This window comes from Magnetospirillum fulvum (genome assembly GCF_900108475.1).
In the GTDB taxonomy this organism is placed as follows: domain Bacteria; phylum Pseudomonadota; class Alphaproteobacteria; order Rhodospirillales; family Magnetospirillaceae; genus Phaeospirillum; species Phaeospirillum fulvum_A.
In genome coordinates, this window is record NZ_FNWO01000001.1 from 32,954 (window position 1) to 53,255 (window position 20,302).

Here is a 20,302-nt window from a genome sequence, read left to right on the forward strand (position 1 = left end):
GCGGATCAGAGGGTATGCATTTACGGTGTGGATCGTCATTGGGGAGTAGCCTCCCTCGGCTTGATCCGGGGGGGATGCGTCAACAGACTTGAGCCGGCATGGCTCATGGCGCATCCGGCATCGGTCGCTTGGCGAGACCTTTGGCTTGGCGACCGACACCAGGGGGGTGGGCGGGGCGCAAAGCCATTGGTTTACCGTCAGCCCAGCCCCCAAGAGTGATTATGGACGCTTTGTTTGTTTCCGCCGCGATCGTGGCGATTGCCGAGATCGGCGACAAAACCCAATTGCTGGCGCTGGTGCTGGCGGCCCGGTTCCGCCGTCCCCTTCCGATCATTTTCGGTATCCTGGTCGCGACCCTGGCCAATCACGGATTGGCCGCCTGGGCCGGGACTGCGGTCGCCGCCTGGCTGGGGGGCGAGACAATGCGCTGGGCGCTGGGGATGTCGTTTCTGGCGATGGCCGCCTGGATTCTGGTTCCCGACAAAATTGATGACGACGCCCCCGGAATCGGCGAGCGTTTCGGTCCTTTTCTCGCGACTACGGTTGCATTTTTCCTGGTCGAGATTGGCGACAAGACTCAGATCGCGACGGTTGCTCTGGCGGCGCGGTACGAGGATCTGCTGTTGGTCACCTGCGGTACCACCCTTGGCATGATGGCGGCGAACGTCCCGGCGGTCCTGCTGGGCGAGGCGGCGGCGACCCGGCTGCCGTTGCGGCTGGTCCACATCGTCGCCGCGATCCTGTTCGCGATCATGGGAATCCTAACCCTCAGCAAGGTCGGGGCCGATCTGATCAAGCAATTAGGGTAGGAGAGGGGGGAGGCTGATACCCGCACTCGGATATCAGCCTCTTGTTGTCAGTTTGTCAGGCGCGGATGGTGTGCAGGAACGTCCCGACCTCGCCATCCAGCCGCTTCGATTGTTCGGTCAGGTTGGAGGACGCCGAAAGAACGCCGCCCGAGGTTTTCTCGACATCGGCGATCGCCATCGCCAGATCGCCCAGATAATCGGTGACCTGACGGGTTCCTTCGGACGCTTGCTGGATGTTGCGCGAGATTTCCGAGGTCGCGGCGTGCTGCTGCTCGACCGCGGCGGCAATCGCCGTCCCGATCCCATCGATCCGCCCAATCGTGCCGCCGATGATGCGGATCGCCCCCACCGCTTCGGCGGTGGCGGATTGAACCGCGCTGATCTGAGCCCCGATTTCCTCGGTCGCCCGCGCCGTCTGGTTGGCAAGGTGCTTGACCTCCCCCGCGACGACGGCAAAGCCCTTGCCCGCATCGCCCGCCCGCGCCGCTTCGATGGTAGCGTTGAGCGCGAGAAGGTTGGTCTGGGCGGCGATGTCGTTGATCAGGCGCACCACGTCGCCGATCCGCCCGACCGCCTCGGCCAGCCCCTGGACCAGCCGGTCGGAGCGTTCGGCCTCGGCCACCGCGTCGGACGACATCATCGCCGATTGCTGGACCTGACGGCTGATTTCCCGAATCGAGGCGGACAATTCCTCCGAGGCGGCGGCGACGGTCTGTACCTTGGCCGAGGCCTGATCGGCGGCCGAGGCGACGTCGCTGGCCTGGGCCGATGTCTGGTTCGCCACTCCGGTCAGGCTCTGGGCCGCATCGCGCATGGCATGAGCCGAGGTGGCGATGACGTCGGTCACCTGTTTGACACTGCTCTCGAACGAATCCGCCATCAAGCGGGCGGCAGTCCGGTGCTCTTCCTCGACCTGCCGCTTGATCTGTTCCTGCGAGTCCCGCAGGGACTGCGCCTCGCGGGCGATATCGCGCAAGGCCCGGATCGAGACCGCCAGCGAGCCGATCTCATCGCTGCGTTCGGTCTCTGTGACCTCGATTGCATAATTCTGGCTGGCCAATTGGGTGGTCGTCTCGGTCAACCGCTTCAGCGGCATCGCGATATGGCGGGCCATCGCCATCACCAAGGCGGTGGTCAGCAGGGTGATCACCAGGACAATCGCGGAGAATTTCAGCGCGGCCGAACGGAATTCGGCTTCAATATCGTCGATGGCGACGGCAGAGCCGATCATCCAGCCCCAGGGGGCGAAGAACTGGGCGTAAGAGCCTTTGGGGAGCGGAGTTTCCGAACCGGGACGGGTGAAGTGATAGAACACCGGCCCACCTCCCGCCTTGGCCACGTCGATCATCCGCGAGATGAAGGGCAATCCGTTGACGTCTTTGATGCCAAGCGAGTTCTTGCCTTCCCGCTCGGAGCGGCCGGGGCTGAGCATGCACGTCCCATCCTCGGCATAGATGAACAGATATTCCGCTCCGTCATAGCGAACGGCGCGCAATTGATCGCGGACCCGCTTTTGCGCCTCGTCCTGGGTGAACTCGCCTTTGACGGCGCGGTCATAGTGCTCTTGCGTAAAAGAGCGGGCGATGTCGGTAACGCTGCGCAATTTGGCGATGCGGTCGGCGGTCATCGATTCGTGCAGGAAGACCATTCCCAGACTCGCGACCAGAATGAAACCGACGACGCTGGTCGCCACAACGATCAGCATTTTTCCTGAAAGACCCAGCCTCGGCACGGTGTATTTCCCCTAGGATAAAAACCTGAACGTGATTCGCCTGCCGCAAATAAAAGATTCGGGCAGCAAACCGGGATCGATAAAAGGGACCGTCTCCCTTCGCGTTCCCCGATAGGCCATCGTTCCGGCAGAGTCCAGATCGTTTGTCCTTCGAAACGGAAAACGGGAGGCCCCTGGTGGAGCCTCCCGCTGATAAATGGACCGTCGGTAGTGATCGAAGGTCAGAACGGAATTTCGTCGTCAAGATCGGCCGGAGGTTCCCAACTCTGGCCACCGCCTTGACGCGCCGCACCGCCACCGCCGCCCTGGCGCGGCGGAGCATCGTCATAGCCGCCGCCGAAGCCACCGCCGCCGCCGCCGCCGCCGGCAGAGCCGCCTTCGCGGCCGCCCAGCAGGGTCAGCTCACCCTTGAACCGTCCGATCACCACTTCGGTGGTGTACCGCTCCTGACCGGACTGATCGGTCCATTTGCGGGTCTGGAGAGCCCCTTCGATATAGACCGAGCTGCCCTTACGCAGATAGCGCTCGGCGACGTCGGCGAGATTGGGGTTGAAGATCACCACCCGGTGCCACTCGGTCTTTTCCTTGCGTTCGCCGCTGGCGCGGTCCTTCCAGGATTCCGAGGTGGCGATGTTGAGAGAGACGATCTTCGCCCCGTCCTGAGAGGTCCGCACCTCGGGGTCGCGCCCCAGATTGCCGACGAGAATGACTTTATTGACGCTGCCAGCCATGGCGCATTGTCCCCGCGAATGATCAAGGCGGCGAACTTTAGACCATGGCGCCGGGCGGCGAAAGGGGCCTCTTTTCCACGTCGGGAAGAGGAATGATGGCCGCGCGGTTGTCGCTCTGCACGATATCTGGTAGCGTGCGCCTCCATAGCCGTCCGGTCGCCGCAATCCATGGTTGCTGGTGCCGGTGTGGTCATGCCCAAAGTCTAGTGCAACCGATGGGAAGACATCGTTGACCACCCCTCCTGCGTCGCCACAATTCGATATTACTCCGGTCACCATCGAAGATGAGATGAAGCGGTCTTATCTCGATTACGCGATGAGCGTGATCGTGAGCCGGGCGCTTCCCGACGTCCGCGACGGATTGAAACCGGTCCATCGACGTATTCTGTTCGCGATGAAAGAGGCCGGTTACGACTTCAATAAGCCGTTCCGCAAATCGGCCCGCATCGTCGGTGACGTCATGGGTAAGTATCACCCCCATGGCGACAGCGCGATCTATGACGCCATGGTGCGGATGGCCCAGACGTTTTCGATGCGGTTGCCGCTGATCAACGGTCAGGGCAATTTTGGCTCGATGGACGGCGATCCGCCCGCGGCGATGCGCTATACCGAGGCCCGCCTGGCCCGCGTCGCCCACTCGCTGATCGAGGATATCGACAAGGAAACCGTCGATTTCCAGGCCAATTACGACGAATCCTCGTTCGAACCGACGGTGCTGCCGGCGCGGTTCCCCAATCTGCTGGTCAATGGTGCGGGGGGCATTGCCGTCGGCATGGCCACCAACATCCCGCCGCATAATCTGGGCGAGGTGATCGACGCCTGCTGCGCCTATATCGACGATCCCGAGGTGACGCCCGACCGGCTGACCGAACTGGTGCCGGGCCCGGACTTTCCGACCGGCGGCACCATTCTTGGCCGCGCCGGAATCCGCGCCGCCCAATTGACCGGGCGTGGCTCGGTGGTTCTGCGCGCCCGCGTCCATTTCGAGGACATTCGTAAGGACCGCGAAGCGATCGTCGTTACCGAGATGCCCTATCAGGTCAACAAGGCGCGGATGCTCGAGCAGATCGCCGAGTTGGTTCGCGACAAGAAGATCGAAGGCATTTCCGACCTGCGCGACGAATCCGACCGCGACGGGGTGCGGGTGGTGATCGAGCTTCGGCGCGACGCGATCGCCGAAGTGGTGCTGAATCAGCTCTATCGCTTCACCCCGCTCCAGACCAGCTTCGGGGTCAACACCCTGGCGCTGAACGGCGGCCGTCCCGAGATGATGACCTTGAAGGACATCATCGCCGCCTTCGTCACCTTCCGCGAGGAGGTGATCACCCGCCGCACCATCTTCGAACTGGGCAAGGCCCGCGACCGCGCCCACGTCTTGGCCGGTCTGGCGATTGCCGTCGCCAATATCGACGAGGTGATCCGGCTGATCCGCGCCGCGCCCGATCCCGGCACCGCCCGCGAGCAATTGATGGCACGGGCCTGGCCGGTCGGCGACGTCGAGTCGTTGATCCGGCTGATCGACGAACCGGGACGGGGGATCGAGGACGGGACCTATCGTCTGTCCGAAATCCAGGCCAAGGCGATCCTTGATCTGCGTCTGCACCGCCTGACCGGGCTCGAGCGCGACAAGATCGGCGACGAATTGCGCGAGATCGGGGCGCAGATCGTCGAATTCCTTGAAATCCTGTCGTCGCGGACGCGGCGGCTGGAGGTGATGAAGGAAGAACTGGCCGAAATCCGCGAGCAATTCGCGACTCCGCGCCGGACGATGATCGAGGAAAACGAGTTCGAAGCCGATATCGAGGATCTGATCGCCCGCGAGGACATGGTGGTGACGGTGACCAACACCGGCTACATCAAGCGGGTGCCGCTGTCGGCCTATCGTGCCCAGAAGCGCGGCGGCAAGGGCCGCTCGGGGATGAACATCAAGGAAGAGGATTTCCTCAATCAGGTGTTCGTCGCCAGCACCCACGCGCCGATGCTGTTCTTCTCCTCGGCGGGGATTGCCTACAAGCTGAAGGTCTACCGCCTGCCGCTCGGCACGCCGCAGGCGCGGGGCAAGGCGATGGTCAATCTGCTTCCCCTCGACGAGGGCGAGACGATCTCGACGATCATGCCGTTGCCCGAGGACGAAGCGGTGTGGGGCGATCTCCATGTGATGTTCGCGACCTCGCGCGGCGACGTCCGTCGTAACCGTCTGTCGGATTTCGCCGAGGTGCGCGCCAACGGCAAAATCGCGATGAAGCTGGGCGAGGACGAGCGGCTGATCTCGGTCCAGACCTGCTCGGCCGAAAGCGACGACGTGCTGCTGGCGACCCGGATGGGTAAGGCGATCCGCTTTGCCGTCCAGGAAGTCCGCGAGTTCAAGGGACGCGATTCGACCGGCGTGCGCGGGGTGAGGCTGGAAGAGGGCGACGAGGTGATCTCGATGTCGATCCTCGCCCATGTCGATTACGACAGCGAAACCCGCGACGCCTTCTCGCGCGGGGATCTGCCGCCCGAGCAGGCCGAGCGGATGCGGGGCGAGGAACAGTTCATCCTCACCGTCACCGAGAACGGCTTTGGCAAGCGGACCTCGGCGTTCGAATACCGCATCACCGGTCGGGGCGGGCAGGGCATCGCCAATATCGACATGACCGCCAAGACCGGTACGGTGGTTGCTTCGTTCCCCGTCGGCGACGAGGATGAGATCATGCTGGTCAGCGACGGCGGCAAGCTGATCCGGATGCCGGTCTTCGACATTCGAATCGCCGGTCGCAAGACCCAGGGTGTAACGCTGCTGCGGACCGCCGAAGGCGAACGGGTGGTATCGGCGGCCCGTTTGTGCGATCTGGGGGGTGGTCCTGGCGACGGCGAGGGGGAAATCGACGGCGTCGGCGATAGCGAAATCGGCGAGGGCGAGGCTCCGCCCCTGTCTGGAGGAGACGCGGCATGAGCAGGCGGGTCGGACTTTATCCCGGCACGTTCGACCCGGTGACCAACGGTCACCTTGACATCGTCGCCCGCGCCGCCGGTTTGGTCGATCATCTGATCGTCGCGGTGGCGGCCAATGCCGGAAAAGGGCCGCTCTTCTCGCTGGAGGAGCGGGTGGAGATCGTTGCCGCCGAAATGGCCGATCTGTCCGCCCAACTCGGTACCAGTATCGAGGTGCGGCCGTTCGACTCGCTGCTGATGAATTTTTGCCGGGAATGCGGGGCCAATCTGATCGTGCGGGGGCTGCGCGCCGTCTCGGATTTCGAATATGAGTTCCAGATGGCCGGGATGAACGCCCGCCTCGCCCCCGATATCGAAACCATCTTCCTGATGGCCTCGGAGCGCTGCCAGTTCATCTCGTCACGGTTCGTCAAGGAGATCGGTCGCCTGGGGGGCGACATTTCTCAGTTCGTCAGCCCGTCTGTGAAGTCGAGGCTGGATTGCAAGTTCGGCTCGGGGGACCGGCCATAAGAAGGGGAGGAAGGCGTGGACAGCGAGAATATTCTGCACCTGGAGCTTAAGGGGGGACGGGTCGTCATCGAGCTGCGTCCGGATCTGGCGCCGAATCATGTCGCTCGTCTGAAGGAACTGATCCGGCAGAAGTTTTATGACGGGCTGAAATTTCATCGGGTGATCGAGGGGTTCATGGCTCAGACCGGGTGCCCGAAGGGGAACGGCACCGGTGGGTCGGGCGTGAAGCTGAAGGGCGAGTTCTCGGCGGAAAAACATGTGCGCGGCACCTGCTCGATGGCCCGCGCCAGCAATCCCGACAGCGCCGATTCGCAATTCTTCATCGTGTTCGAACCGGCGACGCATCTTGATGGCCAATATACCATCTGGGGGCAGGTGATCGACGGGATGGACCATGTCGATGCCATCAAGAAGGGCAGTGTGCTTCGCAACGGCAATGTCGATAATCCGGATTCGATCCTCAGCCTGCGGGTCGCCGCCGATGTCGAAACCGAAGACGCCAATCCATGAGGTGACGAGAGAATGTCTGCATTGAAAGGTGCCGCCGCCGCGGTTTTTCTGCTGCTTGCCACCCTGGCTCCGGTCTTTGCCGCCGAGCCCGAAGATACGCTTATGCTCGATCTGGCCACCGGAACGGTGAAGGTCGAGCTGCGTCCCGATCTGGCGCCGATTCATGTCGCCCGGATCAAGGAACTGGTCCGCAAGGGCTTCTATGACGGCACCCCCTTTCACCGCGTGATCGCTGGCTTCATGGCGCAGGGGGGCGATCCCACCGGCACCGGCACCGGCGGTTCGGGCACCAAATTGCGGGCAGAGTTCTCGGGCGAGCCGTTCGTGCGCGGTGTCGTCGGCATGGCGCGGGCCAACAGCCCCGACAGCGCCGATTCGCAGTTCTTCATCATGCTCGGCTCATCCCCCAGCCTCGACGGCCGTTATACGATCGTCGGGACCGTGCTGGAGGGGATGGATCTGGTCGATCGGATCAAGAAGGGCGATCCCAGCGACAACGGCCTCGTCAGCAAGCCGGATAAGCTGGTCCGTGCCCGCATTCTCTCTGACGTTAAGAAATAGTCGGTCGAAGTTGAAAACTGGAGATTGACGAAGCGCGCTCACCTGAATATGGTGAGCGCCCTTTGGTGAGGGCCCGTAGCTCAGTTGGTAGAGCAAGCGACTTTTAATCGAGAGGTCCCGGGTTCGAGTCCCGGCGGGCCCACCAAATGAAAAGCCCCCAGGAAATTTCGATTTCCTGGGGGCTTTTTCGTTTTGCCGACTCGGCACCTCGCTTCGGTCCTATGTCAACTTGGTCGCGTCGCTGAGAAACAGCGTCCGCTCGGCCTCACGACGCCGGGTCAGCCCGGCCAGCACCTGTCCATTGACCTTGTTCCAGCGCGGGAACTCGTCAGCGGCACCAAAGATATCGTTCGCGTTCAGCTTCTTCAGCAGGGTCGAGCCGTAAAAGTTTCCGGCCCCTAGATTGAACACAAACGAGACCAGCGCGGAAAATTGGTTATCGGTGATCGTAACGCTGACCACACCGGCAATCGCTTTCTCGGCGGCGACCAGATCCCGAGAGAGCAGGGTATTGGCGTCCTCTTCGGTGATCGTCATTCCCGTTTTGACGTCAGGCCCGGTGTGGCCATAGCCGATGGTCAATTTCCCCGCCGGGCAAAGATAGGCTTTCAGCCGCAATCCCTCGCACTGGCGAATGATATCCTTTCCTGCTTCATTGCAGGATCGGATCAACGTGGTTGCACTCATCTCGGAAGCCCCCCGTGAACGATCTTGGCAAGATCACGTTTTGTTCACGCCCTTTATAAGCTGATTCCAGAAAGATTGGCAACTCAGGGATGTTGCCGCCGATGAAAAACCCCCTGGAAGGGTGACTTCCAGGGGGGCAGGGCAGTCGAAACAGAACCGGACGGATCAGCCCAGGTTGGCTTCGACGAACGACCAGTTGACGAGATGATCGAGGAAGGCCTGAACGAAATCCGGGCGGCGGTTTTGCCAATCGAGGTAATAAGCGTGCTCCCACACATCGACGGTCAGCAGGGCCTTCTGGCCGTGGGCGAGGGGAAGGTCGGCATTGGCGGTCTTGGTGATTTTCAGCTTACCGTTCTCTTCGACCAGCCAGGCCCAGCCCGAGCCGAACTGGGTCGTGGCCGCCGTCTTGAACTCGATCTTGAACGCGTCGAAGCTGCCGAAATCGGCCTCGATCCGAGCCAGCAGGCGCGGACCGGGCTGGCCACCGCCGCCTTTGGTCAGGCAGTTCCAGAAGAAGGTGTGGTTCCACACCTGGGCGGCATTGTTGAAGATGCCCTGCTTGGCCGGCAGGTCGGCGGCAGCAAGCACAATCAACTCTTCGAGCGATTTGGACGCCAGATCGGTGTCCTTGATCAGGCCGTTCAGGTTGTTGACATAGGCGGCGTGATGCTTGCCGTGATGAAACTCAAAGGTTCGTGCCGAGATGTGCGGCTCCAGCGCATCAATGGCAAACGGAAGCGGCGGAAGCTCGAAGGCCATGGGGTACCTCGCTCTCTCAGAATGTTCTCGTTTGGCTTAGAAGCTGTCTAAACCATCCTGGGAAAGATAGGCATTAATCTAGTCGATGTGAAGGGTCTTACTGCCCAAAGGATAGGGTCTTTTGTTCCAATGCCCGTTGTGATGCGTATAAACCACTGCTGATGGCGGCTTCGATCGTGCAAGGCCAGGGAGATTGAATCCAGTCTCCAGCCAGAAAAACTCCGGGGATCGCGGTCTCGGGACCAGGGCGGCGCTGGATCGTTGCCGGATCGTGGGCCAGGGTGGCCCGGCGTTCTTTGATGACCCGTGCCGGAGGCACCGTCTGAGCGGACAGCCCGATGGCGCGGGCGGCTTCGCTCCACAAAAGCGCGGCGATCTCGTCGGCCGGGCGATCGACCAGACCTTCCGCCGCCGACACCGTCACCGACAACACGTCGCCGCGCGGGAACAGCCAATGCCCATAGCCGCCGACCAGCCCGAGGAACGGCGCACCGTTGGGGAGGGCGATCGGCTGGTCGAGGCGGAAATGGGCGTTGACGATGGTCCGGGTCGGCAGGACGAGGTCGAAGCCGGGGAGAACCGACGGAACCGCCCAGGGCGGCAGGGCCAGGATCACGCGGTCGTCGGGACCGAGACCGACCGACCGGTCCTCGAACTCAAGGCGGTCCGCCGCTACCCCGGTCAGGCGGCAGCGAAAGTGAATCTCGGCGCCGAAACTGCCCAGAGTGGCCAGGGCCGGGGCAACCAGGGCCGCCGACAGCCCCAGCGGAAAGGTCCAGGGCGACAACGCAGGCGCGCCGCCCAGCAGGGCGCGGCGCATCGTCCACGAAAACATCCGGGCCGAGGATTCTTCGGGGGTGGTGTTGAGGATCGCTTCGCACAGTGGCCGCCAGAAGCGGGCATAGCCCCGGCTTTGCCCCAGACGGTCGGCGACACTGGCCTCTGATCCGGTCCAGGGCAGCCCGAGCGCCAGTAAAATCTCGCCCAGTCCAGCGGGCAGGCGGGTCGGGCTGACGGTCCAGCGCGATTGGTCGGCCAGATCGAAAAAATCGAACCGGGGCGGGGCAGGGACCATCGCCTCGATCCCGCCGGTGGCGCGGGCATAGCTCAAGGCGATCTTGTTGGCGCCCAGCAGCAGATGGCTGCCATTGTCGATCAGCCGCCCCAGCTTCTCATCGTGAAACGAGCGGCATCGCCCTCCGGCATGACCGGCGGATTCGTAGAGACAGACCCGGATACCGGCCCGGGCAGCGGCAACAGCGGCGGCCAGACCGGCCAGACCGGCTCCGACGACATGAAGGCGTTTGGATGCGGACATGATGATGCGACCCTGCGCCTAGACCATCACGCCGCGCAGGACGCCGCCGACGACGACACCGGCGTAATCGAGCGGAGACAGCTTGACCCGGGTGGCGAGCGGATCGCCGCTGCGTAAGCGCTTCGACAGGACTTCGGCGACCCGGACGGTGATCGAGGTCTGGAGCCGCAGCCGGACATCGCCGATCTTGCCGACCAAGGGGCGGGCATCGGCGATCAGACCATCGGTGAGGTCGAGCATCTGGTCGAGGACGCGGCGCAACGCGGCCGGGCTGGCGGGCTGGCGCAGGACGTCGCGGGTCAGACCGGCGGCGGTCAGCAGATCGACCGGGATATAGACCCGGTCCAACTCGCGCAGATCCTTGCCGCAATCCTGAAGATGGTTCAACACCTGCAAGGCGGCGCACAGCGCGTCGTTGGCGGGAAAGGTCTCGGCCGACTCACCGTGCAACGTCAGCAGGAAGCGCCCGACCGGTGCCGCCGAAGACTGGCAATAACTCAAAAGATCGGCCCAATCGGCGCAATAATTGCGCAGCGCGTCGCGACGAAACGCGTTCAGCAACTCGGCGGCAGTCTCGATCAGGGCAAGATCGCCGGACACGGCGGTGCGAAACGCGGTGGCGGTGGCTAGGTCCGGCCCGTCCTTGGTCCCGCGCAACCCGGCTTCGAGCGCATCAAGCGCCGCCACCTTTTCCTCACCGGTCAAAGCGGCGGAATCGGCGACGTCGTCGGCATGGCGGGCGAAATGGTAATAGGCCATCACCGTGGCGCGGCGCGATTTGTGCAGCAGCAGGGATGCGACCGGGAAATTCTCCTCGTTCGCGGTCTTGCTGGCGGCGGCAGACAAAGGGGCTGCGGCGCTGGTCACGGCGAATCCTTCCATGGACGTATCGGTGAGGAGGCCGCATATATGACACGTCTTGAAGGGAAGGGACAGAGCCTTGCCACCGCCGAAACCGGGGCTGTCTTACGCCGGATCGCTGCTGCGCCGCGATGACCGTGAACGCTTCCTGACCGTCTTGTTCGCGCCCCCGGACCGGCGCGAAGACCTGTTCGCGCTCTATGCCCTCAACGTCGAATTGTCGAAAATCCGCGAACAGGCCCGTGAGCCGCTGGCCGGGTTGATCCGCCTGCAATGGTGGCGCGATGCATTGCTGGCCGGGCAGGGCGGGGCCGGTCATCCGCTGGTCGAGCCGCTGCGATTGGCGATCGCCCGCCACCAGCTTGATCCCGAGCGGATCGACGCGATTCTGATCGCCCGCGAAGCCGATTTCGATCCCGATCCGCCCGCTGATCCAGATGCAGCGGACCGTCTGGCCGCGACCGGACCGGTCGCCCTGGGGCTGCTGGCATTGACGATCCTGGGAGCCGATAGCGCGGCCGAACAGGACGCCATCCGCGCTGTTGGGTCGGCCTGGGGCATCCTGGGCCATCTGCGCGCGGTGGCCTATCACGCCAGCCTGGGCCGGGTGACATTGCCGATGTCGCATTTGCCCGAGGGTGGAGCCGAGGCGATCCTGGCCGGGCGGGCAACCGGACACAGTCTGGCCGCCGCGACGCGGACGATGGCGGAGCGGGCCGAACATTATCTGGTCGCGTCCCGACGTCCGGGGGTGTCCCGAACGGCGTTGCCCGCGCTGTTGTCAGCGGTCCAGGCCGACGCCCATGCGGCGGCGTTGCGGCGAGCGCAGTGGAACCCGCTGCGGTCCGATGTCGCCCGAACCCGGCCTCGGCCGCTGGCCCTGGCTTGGACCGCGTGGCGCGGACATCTTTGATATCGCACGAGAGAATGGACGGGGAAGGGTGCTCTTACCCCAAACGGGGGTGCCGTTATCTGATCCCCATTTGTCGCATAATGTATATTATGGCGAATATGAAGGTCGGAATTCAAAGGGGCGAACGGCCGCGCTCTTGGGCCGATCCCGATCCTGTGCTTATCCCAGTGGAACCGGTCCTTGCGGCAGATCGGCGCTGTGACGCTGACGGCGCAAGGTCTGCTCGACCGTCTCGGCATCGAGTCCGGTCGAGCGCAGCACCAGACCGGCCAGTTGCAGGCTGGCTTCAATTGTTTCCGGCACCACGGCGGTTGCACCGGCGGCGCCCAGAATCTGTTTCTGCGCCAGATCGTGGGCGCGGGCGATGATGATCAGATCGGGGACGGCCTCGCGGATTTGGGAGACGGCCCGTTCGGCGGTCCGGGGCTTGTTGACGGTGATGACGGCCGCCCTCGCCCGCTCGATCCCGACCGAGCGCAGCACCCCCTGTTGACCGGCGTCGCCATAATACACCGGCAGACCGACCGAGCGAGCCTTGGCCACCCGGTCGATATCGAGATCGAGCGCGACGTAATCGATGCCATGTTCGGACAAGATCCGGGCGATGGCACGGCCGATCCGGCCATATCCGGCGATGACGACGTGGCCGCTTTTGCCTTCGGCGGCGGTGGGAAACATGTCGCGCGCCGTCCGCTTGCGCCAGGCCAACGTCACCGCCCGCCCCAGCCCGGCCAGTGCTGGAGTCAGCGCCATCGACAGCACCACCGCCGCGACCAGGGTCTGCGATTGTTCGCGTTCGAGCAGGCTTAATTCTTCGGCGCGGGAAAACACGACAAAGGCGAATTCACCGGTTTGCGCCAGCAACACGCCAACCCGGAACGACTGGACCATGCCGATCCCGATCACCACCCCGCACAGCGCGATCAGCGCGGTCTTGATCACAATGAGGCCGAACATCAATCCGATCACTTGGCCCAGATGGGCGGCGACATGGGGAAGATCGATTGACAGCCCCACCGTCATGAAGAACAGACCGAGCAGCAGGCCACGAAACGGCTCGATATCGGCTTCGACCTGATGGCGATACGGCGAATCCGCGACCAGCAGACCGGCGAGAAAGGCCCCCAGCGCCATCGACATCCCGGCCTGGGCGGTCAGCCACCCGACCGCGAGCACCAGCAGCAGGTTGGCGGCGGTAAACACCTCGGCATTACGGATCGCAGAAATATAGCGATAGGCCGGTCGCAGGATCACCCGACCGACCAGATAGATCGCCAGGATCGCCAGCCCGGCCTTGATCCCGGCCAGCCCCAGGGCCGAGGCCATCCGGTCCGGCGCGCTGGCCAGCAACGGCAGCAGCACCAGCAGCGGCACCACCGCCAGATCCTGGAAGATCAGCACCGAAATCGCGATCCGTCCGTGATGGCTGACCGCTTCGTTGCGTTCGACCAGGATCGCCAGCACTGTCGCGGTCGAGGAAAAGGCCAGCGTCACCCCGACCACCAGCGCCGCGTGGGGTGTCAAGCCGAAGGCGAGGCCCAGTCCGGAGAAGACGGCTCCGCACAGAACCACCTGCAAGACCCCCAACCCGAAGATCAATCGTCGCAGGGTGCGAAGGCGCGAGAACGGCAGATCGAGACCGATCGCAAACAGCAGGAACACCACCCCCAACTCGGCCAGCGGGCGGGTGATCTCGGCATTGATCGAGACTGGGCCGGGGTTATAGGGCCCGAGCGCGATCCCGGCGACCAGATAGCCCAGCACCGAGGGAATCCCCAGACGCTGGAACAGCGGCACCACCATCACCGCGCCCAGCAGCAGGATCAGAACGACCAATTGGGGATCGGTTACCGGCATGGCGTCTCGAGGATCATGCCGTCATAAGCGGGAACGATTCCTTCGGGCAGACGGGCCAGGAGAGATTGGTAATCCAGCCGCGAGCCCAGATGGGTCAGCACGGTTCGGCGTGGCCGCAGGGCTTCGACCCATTCCAGCACCCGACCGACATGGGCATGGGTGGGATGAGGCTCATCGACCAGACAGCCGACAATCAGCAGGTCCAGGCCGTGCAAAGCCGCAAACGATTCGGGCGGAAAGGCGACGACATCGGTGCAATAGGCCACATCGCCAAAGCGCAGACCCAGCGAACGGCAATAGCCGTGATCCTGATCGAGCGGCACGACGTCGATGTCCCCGACACGGAACCGGCCAGCGATCGGTTTGGGATCGAGCCAGGGGCGAAAGATCGGCCCGGACGGGTCATCGAACGGGGCGAAGGCATAGGGGAAGCGGGCCTGCGCCGACGCCAGTGTCTCGTCGGTCGCCCAGACCGGCAAAGCCCGCCGAATGACGCGGTTGATCTCGCGCAGATCGTCCAGTCCGTGGAGGTGGTCGGCGTGATCGTGGGTGTAGATCACCGCGTCGAGGCTGCGAACCTGGGCCGCCAGCAATTGCTCGCGCAGATCGGGCGAGGTATCGACCAGAATCCGGGTCGGACCGCTTTCGACCAGGATCGAGGAGCGCAGGCGGCGATTGCGCGGCTCGGCCGGATCGCAGCCGCCCCACCCCATCGAAATCCCGGGCACCCCGGCAGCACCGCCGCAGCCCAGGATCGTGAGTTTCATCGCTCGACCTTCGTGAACAGGCGCATAAAGTTCGCCGTGGTCGCTTCGGCCAAGGCGGCGGGCGAAATCCCCCGGATTTCGGCCAGACGGGCGGCGGTCAAGGCGACATAGGCCGGTTCGTTACGCTTGCCCCGATGCGGCAGCGGGGCCAGATAGGGCGCGTCCGTCTCGACCAGCAATCGGTCGAGCGGCACCGACGCCAGGGTCTCGCGCAGGCTGTCGGCGGTCTTAAAGGTCATGATCCCCGACGCGGACAGATACAATCCCAGCCGGAGCGCGAGGGCTGCAAAGTCCGGACCGGCGCTAAAGCAATGGATCAGTCCGGTGAAAGCCCCCTGCCCCATCTCTTCTTCGAGAATCGCCGCCATGTCGGCATCGGCGTCGCGGGTATGGATGATCACCGGCAGACCGGCGCGGCGGGCGGCGTCGATATGAACCCGAAACGAGTCCCGCTGCCGCTCGCGCGGGCTTTTGTCGTAGTAATAATCAAGCCCGGTCTCGCCGAACGCAACCACCTTGGGGTGATCGGCCAGCGCCAACAAAGTCTCGATTGTCGCCGCCGGTTCGGTCCCCGCCTCGTGGGGGTGGATGCCGACGCTGCAATACACTTGCTCAAACCGCTCGGCGATCGCCAGCACCTGGGGATGGCGGGTGATGTGGGTGCCGATGCTCAGCATCAGACCGACATCGGCCCGCCCCGCCCGCGCGACGATCTCGTCGAGATCGGGGGCGAAATCGGGAAAATCCAGGTGGCAGTGACTATCGACCAGCATGTCAGCCTGCCGTTTCCTCGACAAAGCGGGGGAACACCCCCTGCGGCGCGGGCAAATCGGTGCCCGGAACCAGACGCCCGGCCTCGCCCAGACGGGCAAAGACCCGCTTGTCCGCATCAATCGCCAACTGATCGAGCATCCGATCGGCTGATGTCGGCATGAACGGATGCAACAAGGTGGCAACGGTCCGGATCGTTTCGGCCAGCACGTACAGAACCGTCTCCATCCGGGCCGGATCGGTCTTGCGCAACGCCCACGGCGCCTGACGATCGACGTACCCATTGGCGGCGCGGATCACCACCCAGATCGTCTCCAGCACATCGTTGAAGGCCTGACGGTCGATCAGCGGGCGCACCGAGGCCAGCAGCCCATCGGCCGCGCCTAACATCGCGCAATCGTCCTCGGTCCGCTCGGCCTGAGGCGTCGGCACCTTGGCTCCGCAATTCTTGCCGATCATCGACAAAACCCGCTGGGCCAGATTGCCCAGATCGTTGGCCAGTTCGCTGTTCATCCGCCCGATCATGGCGCGGTGGCTGAAATCGCCATCATTGCCAAACGGCACTTCGCGCAGCAGGAAGAAGCGCAGTTGATCAAGGCCATAGGTCTCGATCAGTCCCAGCGGATCGATCACATTGCCGACCGATTTCGAAATCTTCTGCCCTTCGTTGGTCCACCAGCCATGGGCGAACACCCGCTTGGGCGGGGGCAATTGCGCCGCCATCAGCAAGGCGGGCCAATAGACGGCGTGGAAGCGGACGATATCCTTGCCGACGACGTGGATCACTTCGGGCCAGAAGCGGGCGAACTCCTCCCCTTGGGTGTTGGGATAGCCAACCGCCGTCATGTAATTGGTCAGGGCGTCGAGCCAGACATACATGATGTGGTTCTCGTCGCCGGGAACCGGAATGCCCCACTTGAAGCTGGTGCGGGAAACCGACAGATCCTGCAAGCCGCCCGCGACGAAGCTTCTGACCTCGTTCAAGCGCGAGGCCGGAGCCACCGCGTCCGGATTGGCTTCGTACCAATCGAGCAGAGGCTGCTGCCACTTCGACAGGCGGAAGAAATAGCTGGGTTCCTTGACCCATTCGACCGGGGCGCCGGTGGGCGCAAGGCGGGTGCCGCCCGGACCCGAGATCAGTTCGTCCTCGGCATAGAACGCCTCGTCGCGGACCGAATACCAGCCTTCGTAATGGCCGAGATAGATCTCGTCGCGGCGGATCAGTTCGTTCCACAGCGCCTGACAGGCGACATGGTGACGCTCTTCGGTGGTGCGGATGAAATCGTCGTTGGAGCAGCCAAGGCGGCGGGCCAGCTCGCGGAAATTGGCCGAATTGAGATCGGCCAGCGCCTGCGGGGTGATCCCGGCGAGTTCGGCCGACTTCTCGACCTTCTGGCCATGCTCGTCGGTGCCGGTCAGGAAATGGACGTCAAACCCGTCCAGACGCTTGAAGCGGGCCATGACGTCGCAGGCCAGAGTGGTGTAGGCGTGGCCGATATGGGGCTTGTCGTTGACATAATAGATCGGTGTCGTGACATAAAAGGCTGCGGCCCCGGTCATTCGGCGGTCCCTCCGTCTGGTCTTGCGAACACCCGGCAAGCGGCGACTAGCGAGACGCGCGGCGCGCCAGACGCTCCACGGTCAAGAAGGCCCCCAGCAGAACTTGCTTGCGGTCGAGATGCACGGCCTCGGCACGGGCGAACATGAGGCTGATCTTTTCCCACACCTCCAACCATTGTTCAAGAGAGGCCGCCGCCAGCAAGCGCTCGATCAGCGCGGTTTCCCCCGAAACCACCTCGATTCCGCTCCCCTCGCCCGCCCGCCCGCCATTGCGGACCATCCGGGCCAGCCACCAGCACAGCAATTCGGACATCGTCGCGAACACCTCGCCCGCCTCGGGCCGCGAGACCCGATCGGCAAAGGCATGAAGGGCGGGAAGATCAAGCCGCGGCAGTGTCAACAGAAGGTTGACGATGTCGCGATAGAGGTCGAGGCCACCCGCTTCGGCCAGCGCCAGCGCCTTGCCGATGCTGCCCTCGCCCAGACGAGCCAGGGCGGCGCGGTCTGATTCGGTCAGATCGGGGCGGTGGTGGGCCAAAAGGTCGGTGACGATCGCCTCGGGCAACGGGCGCAACGTCAGGCGGCGGCAGCGCGACCGGATCGTCGGCAACAACCGCCCCGGCGAGTGAGAAACCAACAACATCAAGGCATTGCGAGGCGGTTCCTCAAGCACCTTCAGAACCGCATTGGCGGCATTGCGGTTCATCTCATCGGCGGAATCGATGATGACGATCCGCCAGCCGCCCTCGGCCGGGGTGAGCGACAGGAACGACCCGATGCCGCGGGCATCCTCGACCACGATCTCGGAGCGCAACCGGGTCTGACGGTCGTCGGCCCAGCCGCGTTCGACGACATCGAGATCGGCATGGCCCCGCGCCGCCACCCGACGAAACACCGGATGATCGGGAGCAATGGCAAGAGACGATGGCGCGTCGCCGAACAGGCTTGGCCCGCCGCCGCCCGCCAGGACAAAGCGGGCCATCCGATAGGCCAAGGTCGCCTTGCCGATCCCTTTCGGTCCGCAGATCAGCCAGGCATGGGGAAATCGACCCGACGACCAGGCATCGAGCAGAACCCGTTCCGCCGCTTCATGGCCGAACAGATCGGCGGAATCGCGCGGCGGCGGAATTTCGCTCATGGGGGGGACAGCCGCGCTTCGACCGTTTCAAGCACGATCCGATGCACGGTTTCGGCGGACGGGCTGGCGTCGATCACGGCGCAACGACGGGGATTGTCGGCAGCGATGCCCAGGAACCCCTGGCGCAGACGCTGGTGAAAGCCCAATTCCATTCGTTCGTAACGGTCTTCGGCGCCACCGCGTATCCCGGCCCGTGCCAACCCCTCCTCGACCGGCAGGTCGAGCACCAGGGTCAGATCGGGAGCAAAACGACCAACCGCAATCCGATACAGGCTGCCGATCGTCTCGGCCGACAGGCCATGGCCAAAGCCCTGATAGGCCAGGGTTGAATCCGCGAACCGGTCGCAAACGACCCACTCGCCCCGCTGCAAGGCGGGCCAGATCGTGCGCAGCAGATGATCGCGACGGGCGGCGAAATGGAGCAGAGCCTCGGTGATCCCGTCCCACCGCCCGGGTTCGCCCGAGACCAGCAGGGCGCGGATCGCTTCGGCTCCGTCCGAACCGCCGGGTTCGCGGGTGGTGACGACGCTCAGTCCCCGCGATCGCAGCGCCTGGGCCAGCAAGACGACCTGGGTCGACTTGCCTGCCCCCTCGCCGCCTTCGAAGGTGATCAACCGTCCCGGATTCGGCGGCTGCGTCACGGGTCCTACCTCTGCGAGCCCGAGAAGAAGCTCCGGATCGTTTCGGCCAGACGCCCGCCAAAGCCCAGGCGGGGGACGTCGGCGACGGCCACCAGCGGCATTTCCAGCGTCGACAGGCCGGGCGCGGTGACGACGACCTTGCCGATTTCGGTACCGGCGGCGATCGGAGCCGGAATCGGGCCGTTGAACACGACCGAAACCTTCATGTCAGGACGAGCCCGACGCGGCAATGTCACCGCCAGATCGGACTTTGCCGCCAAGGTGACGGTGCGGGCTTCACCCATCCACACCGGGGCGTCGGGAACCACCACCTCGCCAGCGCGGAACAGCGGATAGCGGTCCCACTCGCGGAAGGCCCATTCGGCCAGACGGCGCGATTCGTCGGCCCGCTGCTGCATGCTGCCCAGGCCGTTCAACACCATGATGATGCGGCGGTCGCCGCGCTTGATCGACGCGGTCAGACCGAACCCGGCCGCCTGGGTATGTCCGGTCTTCAAGCCATCGGCACCCGGCGTGCCGTAGAGCAGCGGATTGCGGTTGCCCTGACGGATGCCGTTGAAAACGAACTCCATCTGGCTGAACAGCGGATAATAATTGGGGAAATCGGCAATGATGTGACGGGACAGCACCGACAGATCGCGGGCGGTCATCATGTGGTCGGGCTCGGGCCAGCCGCTGGCGTTGCGGAAGGTCGAGTGGGTCAGACCGATCTGGCGCGAGCGGCGGGTCATCGCCTCGGCAAAGGCTTCCTCGCTGCCGGAATGGGCCTCGGCCAACACCGAGCATGCGTCGTTGCCCGACTGGATCACCACCCCTTTCAGCAACTCATCGACGGTCGCGGTCGAATTGACCGGCAGGAACATCATCGAGCCTTCGGACTTGTAATGGCGCTTCCAGGCGGTCTCGCTGACCGGCAAAGCGTCATCGGGCTTCCAGGCGCCGGATTTCAGCTTCTCGAAGACCATGAACACGGTCATCAACTTGCTCATCGACGACGGCACCATCAACTCGTCGGCGTTCTTCTCCATCATCACCGTTCCGGTATCGAAATCAGTGATGATCGCCTGACGAGCGGCGGTATCGATGGACTGGGCGGACGCAGAATTATCCAGGCCCAGACCGGCGGCAACGAGGGCCGCAAGCAGCGACCGGCGGAAAAGCGGGAGCATCTTCAACGTCTTCGACCTGTCAGTTGGTAACAAAACAAAGCACATCGAACCGAGGATGCGCGGGGGGAATA

19 protein-coding genes, 1 tRNA gene and 1 riboswitch are annotated in these 20,302 nt (G+C 63.9%); of the genes, 7 read left to right on the top strand and 13 right to left on the bottom strand.

Features of this window, described 5'->3' with window-relative positions:
- The first annotated feature begins 28 nt into the window (after positions 1-28).
- A riboswitch (yybP-ykoY riboswitch) is annotated at positions 29-211 on the top strand.
- A 10-nt stretch (positions 212-221) separates the two neighbouring features.
- Entirely contained in the window at positions 222-809 is a 588-nt protein-coding gene (locus tag BLW40_RS00165) for a TMEM165/GDT1 family protein (RefSeq protein ID WP_074764359.1), read from the top strand.
- Between the two features lie 55 nt (positions 810-864).
- Here BLW40_RS00165 and BLW40_RS00170 read toward each other — a convergent pair whose 3' ends face one another.
- Complete coding sequence (locus tag BLW40_RS00170) at positions 865-2,514, bottom strand: methyl-accepting chemotaxis protein (protein WP_074764361.1); 1,650 nt, start codon at positions 2,512-2,514, stop codon at positions 865-867.
- Positions 2,515-2,762: 248 nt separating this feature from the next.
- Positions 2,763-3,272: a single-stranded DNA-binding protein gene (gene ssb / locus BLW40_RS00175; RefSeq protein WP_074764363.1), complete on the bottom strand. Its 510-nt coding sequence runs from the start codon at positions 3,270-3,272 to the stop codon at positions 2,763-2,765.
- Between the two features lie 229 nt (positions 3,273-3,501).
- On the opposite strand from ssb, the gene gyrA reads away from it, so the two are divergent.
- The 5 genes from gyrA (at position 3,502) to BLW40_RS00200 (ending at position 7,932) form a co-directional block, all read left to right on the top strand.
- Positions 3,502-6,207 carry a DNA gyrase subunit A gene (gene gyrA, locus BLW40_RS00180; protein WP_074764365.1) on the top strand — a complete coding sequence of 902 codons (2,706 nt, stop codon included), beginning with the start codon at positions 3,502-3,504 and terminating at the stop codon, positions 6,205-6,207.
- Complete coding sequence (gene coaD / locus BLW40_RS00185) at positions 6,204-6,716, top strand: pantetheine-phosphate adenylyltransferase (RefSeq protein WP_074764367.1); 513 nt, start codon at positions 6,204-6,206, stop codon at positions 6,714-6,716. The genes gyrA and coaD overlap by 4 nt, the downstream gene beginning before the upstream one ends.
- Before the next feature lie 15 nt (positions 6,717-6,731).
- Positions 6,732-7,226: a peptidylprolyl isomerase gene (locus BLW40_RS00190; RefSeq protein ID WP_074764369.1), complete on the top strand. Its 495-nt coding sequence runs from the start codon at positions 6,732-6,734 to the stop codon at positions 7,224-7,226.
- A 12-nt stretch (positions 7,227-7,238) separates the two neighbouring features.
- A complete protein-coding gene (locus BLW40_RS00195) occupies positions 7,239-7,787 on the top strand; it encodes a peptidylprolyl isomerase (RefSeq protein ID WP_074764371.1) in 549 nt (182 codons plus the stop codon).
- 69 nt (positions 7,788-7,856) lie between these two features.
- Positions 7,857-7,932 (top strand) — tRNA-Lys (locus BLW40_RS00200).
- A gap of 74 nt (positions 7,933-8,006) precedes the next feature.
- Here BLW40_RS00200 and BLW40_RS00205 read toward each other — a convergent pair.
- From BLW40_RS00205 to hpnC, 4 genes are all read right to left on the bottom strand, one after another.
- A complete protein-coding gene (locus BLW40_RS00205; protein WP_074764373.1) occupies positions 8,007-8,474 on the bottom strand; it encodes a lysozyme in 468 nt (155 codons plus the stop codon).
- Positions 8,475-8,639: 165 nt separating this feature from the next.
- On the bottom strand, positions 8,640-9,236 hold the full coding sequence (locus tag BLW40_RS00210) for a superoxide dismutase (protein WP_074764375.1): 597 nt from the start codon (positions 9,234-9,236) through the stop codon (positions 8,640-8,642).
- Between the two features lie 97 nt (positions 9,237-9,333).
- Positions 9,334-10,554, bottom strand: coding sequence for a hydroxysqualene dehydroxylase (locus tag BLW40_RS00215; protein ID WP_074764377.1), 1,221 nt, complete (start codon positions 10,552-10,554; stop codon positions 9,334-9,336).
- Positions 10,555-10,572: 18 nt separating this feature from the next.
- On the bottom strand, positions 10,573-11,421 hold the full coding sequence (gene hpnC, locus BLW40_RS00220; RefSeq protein ID WP_244511003.1) for a squalene synthase HpnC: 849 nt from the start codon (positions 11,419-11,421) through the stop codon (positions 10,573-10,575).
- A 73-nt stretch (positions 11,422-11,494) separates the two neighbouring features.
- Between hpnC and BLW40_RS00225 the strand changes: the two genes are divergently transcribed.
- On the top strand, positions 11,495-12,328 hold the full coding sequence (locus BLW40_RS00225; RefSeq protein WP_074764381.1) for a phytoene/squalene synthase family protein: 834 nt from the start codon (positions 11,495-11,497) through the stop codon (positions 12,326-12,328).
- Positions 12,329-12,487: 159 nt separating this feature from the next.
- Here BLW40_RS00225 and BLW40_RS00230 read toward each other — a convergent pair whose 3' ends face one another.
- From BLW40_RS00230 to BLW40_RS00260, 7 genes are read right to left on the bottom strand one after another with little or no spacing between them, the layout of a single operon-like run.
- Positions 12,488-14,185 (bottom strand): monovalent cation:proton antiporter-2 (CPA2) family protein, encoded by a 1,698-nt coding sequence (locus BLW40_RS00230; protein WP_074764383.1) that lies wholly within the window; start codon positions 14,183-14,185, stop codon positions 12,488-12,490.
- Positions 14,176-14,952, bottom strand: a complete 777-nt coding sequence (locus tag BLW40_RS00235; protein WP_074764385.1) for an MBL fold metallo-hydrolase — start codon at positions 14,950-14,952, stop codon at positions 14,176-14,178. Before BLW40_RS00235 ends, BLW40_RS00230 begins: the two co-directional genes overlap by 10 nt.
- The gene (locus tag BLW40_RS00240; protein ID WP_074764387.1) at positions 14,949-15,725 is read right to left on the bottom strand and encodes a TatD family hydrolase; all 777 of its coding nucleotides are present in this window, start codon (positions 15,723-15,725) and stop codon (positions 14,949-14,951) included. Before BLW40_RS00240 ends, BLW40_RS00235 begins: the two co-directional genes overlap by 4 nt.
- A gap of 1 nt (position 15,726) precedes the next feature.
- Positions 15,727-17,283: a methionine--tRNA ligase gene (gene metG / locus BLW40_RS00245; RefSeq protein ID WP_074764389.1), complete on the bottom strand. Its 1,557-nt coding sequence runs from the start codon at positions 17,281-17,283 to the stop codon at positions 15,727-15,729.
- 46 nt (positions 17,284-17,329) lie between these two features.
- The gene (locus tag BLW40_RS00250; protein WP_074764391.1) at positions 17,330-18,421 is read right to left on the bottom strand and encodes a DNA polymerase III subunit delta'; all 1,092 of its coding nucleotides are present in this window, start codon (positions 18,419-18,421) and stop codon (positions 17,330-17,332) included.
- The gene (gene tmk, locus BLW40_RS00255) at positions 18,418-19,062 is read right to left on the bottom strand and encodes a dTMP kinase (RefSeq protein ID WP_074764393.1); all 645 of its coding nucleotides are present in this window, start codon (positions 19,060-19,062) and stop codon (positions 18,418-18,420) included. The genes BLW40_RS00250 and tmk overlap by 4 nt, the downstream gene beginning before the upstream one ends.
- A 5-nt stretch (positions 19,063-19,067) precedes the next feature.
- Positions 19,068-20,231 (bottom strand): D-alanyl-D-alanine carboxypeptidase family protein, encoded by a 1,164-nt coding sequence (locus tag BLW40_RS00260; RefSeq protein WP_074764395.1) that lies wholly within the window; start codon positions 20,229-20,231, stop codon positions 19,068-19,070.
- Positions 20,232-20,302: the final 71 nt, after the last annotated feature.

What these genes read in the sequence shown, in the direction of transcription:
- BLW40_RS00165 (WP_074764359.1), top strand. Translation starts at nt 222, where the DNA reads ATGGACGCTTTGTTTGTTTCCGCCGCGATCGTGGCGATTGCCGAGATC.
- BLW40_RS00205 (WP_074764373.1), bottom strand. Translation starts at nt 8,474, where the DNA reads ATGAGTGCAACCACGTTGATCCGATCCTGCAATGAAGCAGGAAAGGAT.
- BLW40_RS00195 (WP_074764371.1), top strand. Translation starts at nt 7,239, where the DNA reads ATGTCTGCATTGAAAGGTGCCGCCGCCGCGGTTTTTCTGCTGCTTGCC.
- BLW40_RS00170 (WP_074764361.1), bottom strand. Translation starts at nt 2,514, where the DNA reads ATGCTGATCGTTGTGGCGACCAGCGTCGTCGGTTTCATTCTGGTCGCG.
- metG (WP_074764389.1), bottom strand. Translation starts at nt 17,283, where the DNA reads ATGACCGGGGCCGCAGCCTTTTATGTCACGACACCGATCTATTATGTC.
- coaD (WP_074764367.1), top strand. Translation starts at nt 6,204, where the DNA reads ATGAGCAGGCGGGTCGGACTTTATCCCGGCACGTTCGACCCGGTGACC.
- BLW40_RS00230 (WP_074764383.1), bottom strand. Translation starts at nt 14,185, where the DNA reads ATGCCGGTAACCGATCCCCAATTGGTCGTTCTGATCCTGCTGCTGGGC.
- BLW40_RS00260 (WP_074764395.1), bottom strand. Translation starts at nt 20,231, where the DNA reads ATGCTCCCGCTTTTCCGCCGGTCGCTGCTTGCGGCCCTCGTTGCCGCC.
- ssb (WP_074764363.1), bottom strand. Translation starts at nt 3,272, where the DNA reads ATGGCTGGCAGCGTCAATAAAGTCATTCTCGTCGGCAATCTGGGGCGC.
- BLW40_RS00240 (WP_074764387.1), bottom strand. Translation starts at nt 15,725, where the DNA reads ATGCTGGTCGATAGTCACTGCCACCTGGATTTTCCCGATTTCGCCCCC.
- BLW40_RS00215 (WP_074764377.1), bottom strand. Translation starts at nt 10,554, where the DNA reads ATGTCCGCATCCAAACGCCTTCATGTCGTCGGAGCCGGTCTGGCCGGT.
- BLW40_RS00250 (WP_074764391.1), bottom strand. Translation starts at nt 18,421, where the DNA reads ATGAGCGAAATTCCGCCGCCGCGCGATTCCGCCGATCTGTTCGGCCAT.
- BLW40_RS00235 (WP_074764385.1), bottom strand. Translation starts at nt 14,952, where the DNA reads ATGAAACTCACGATCCTGGGCTGCGGCGGTGCTGCCGGGGTGCCCGGG.
- BLW40_RS00210 (WP_074764375.1), bottom strand. Translation starts at nt 9,236, where the DNA reads ATGGCCTTCGAGCTTCCGCCGCTTCCGTTTGCCATTGATGCGCTGGAG.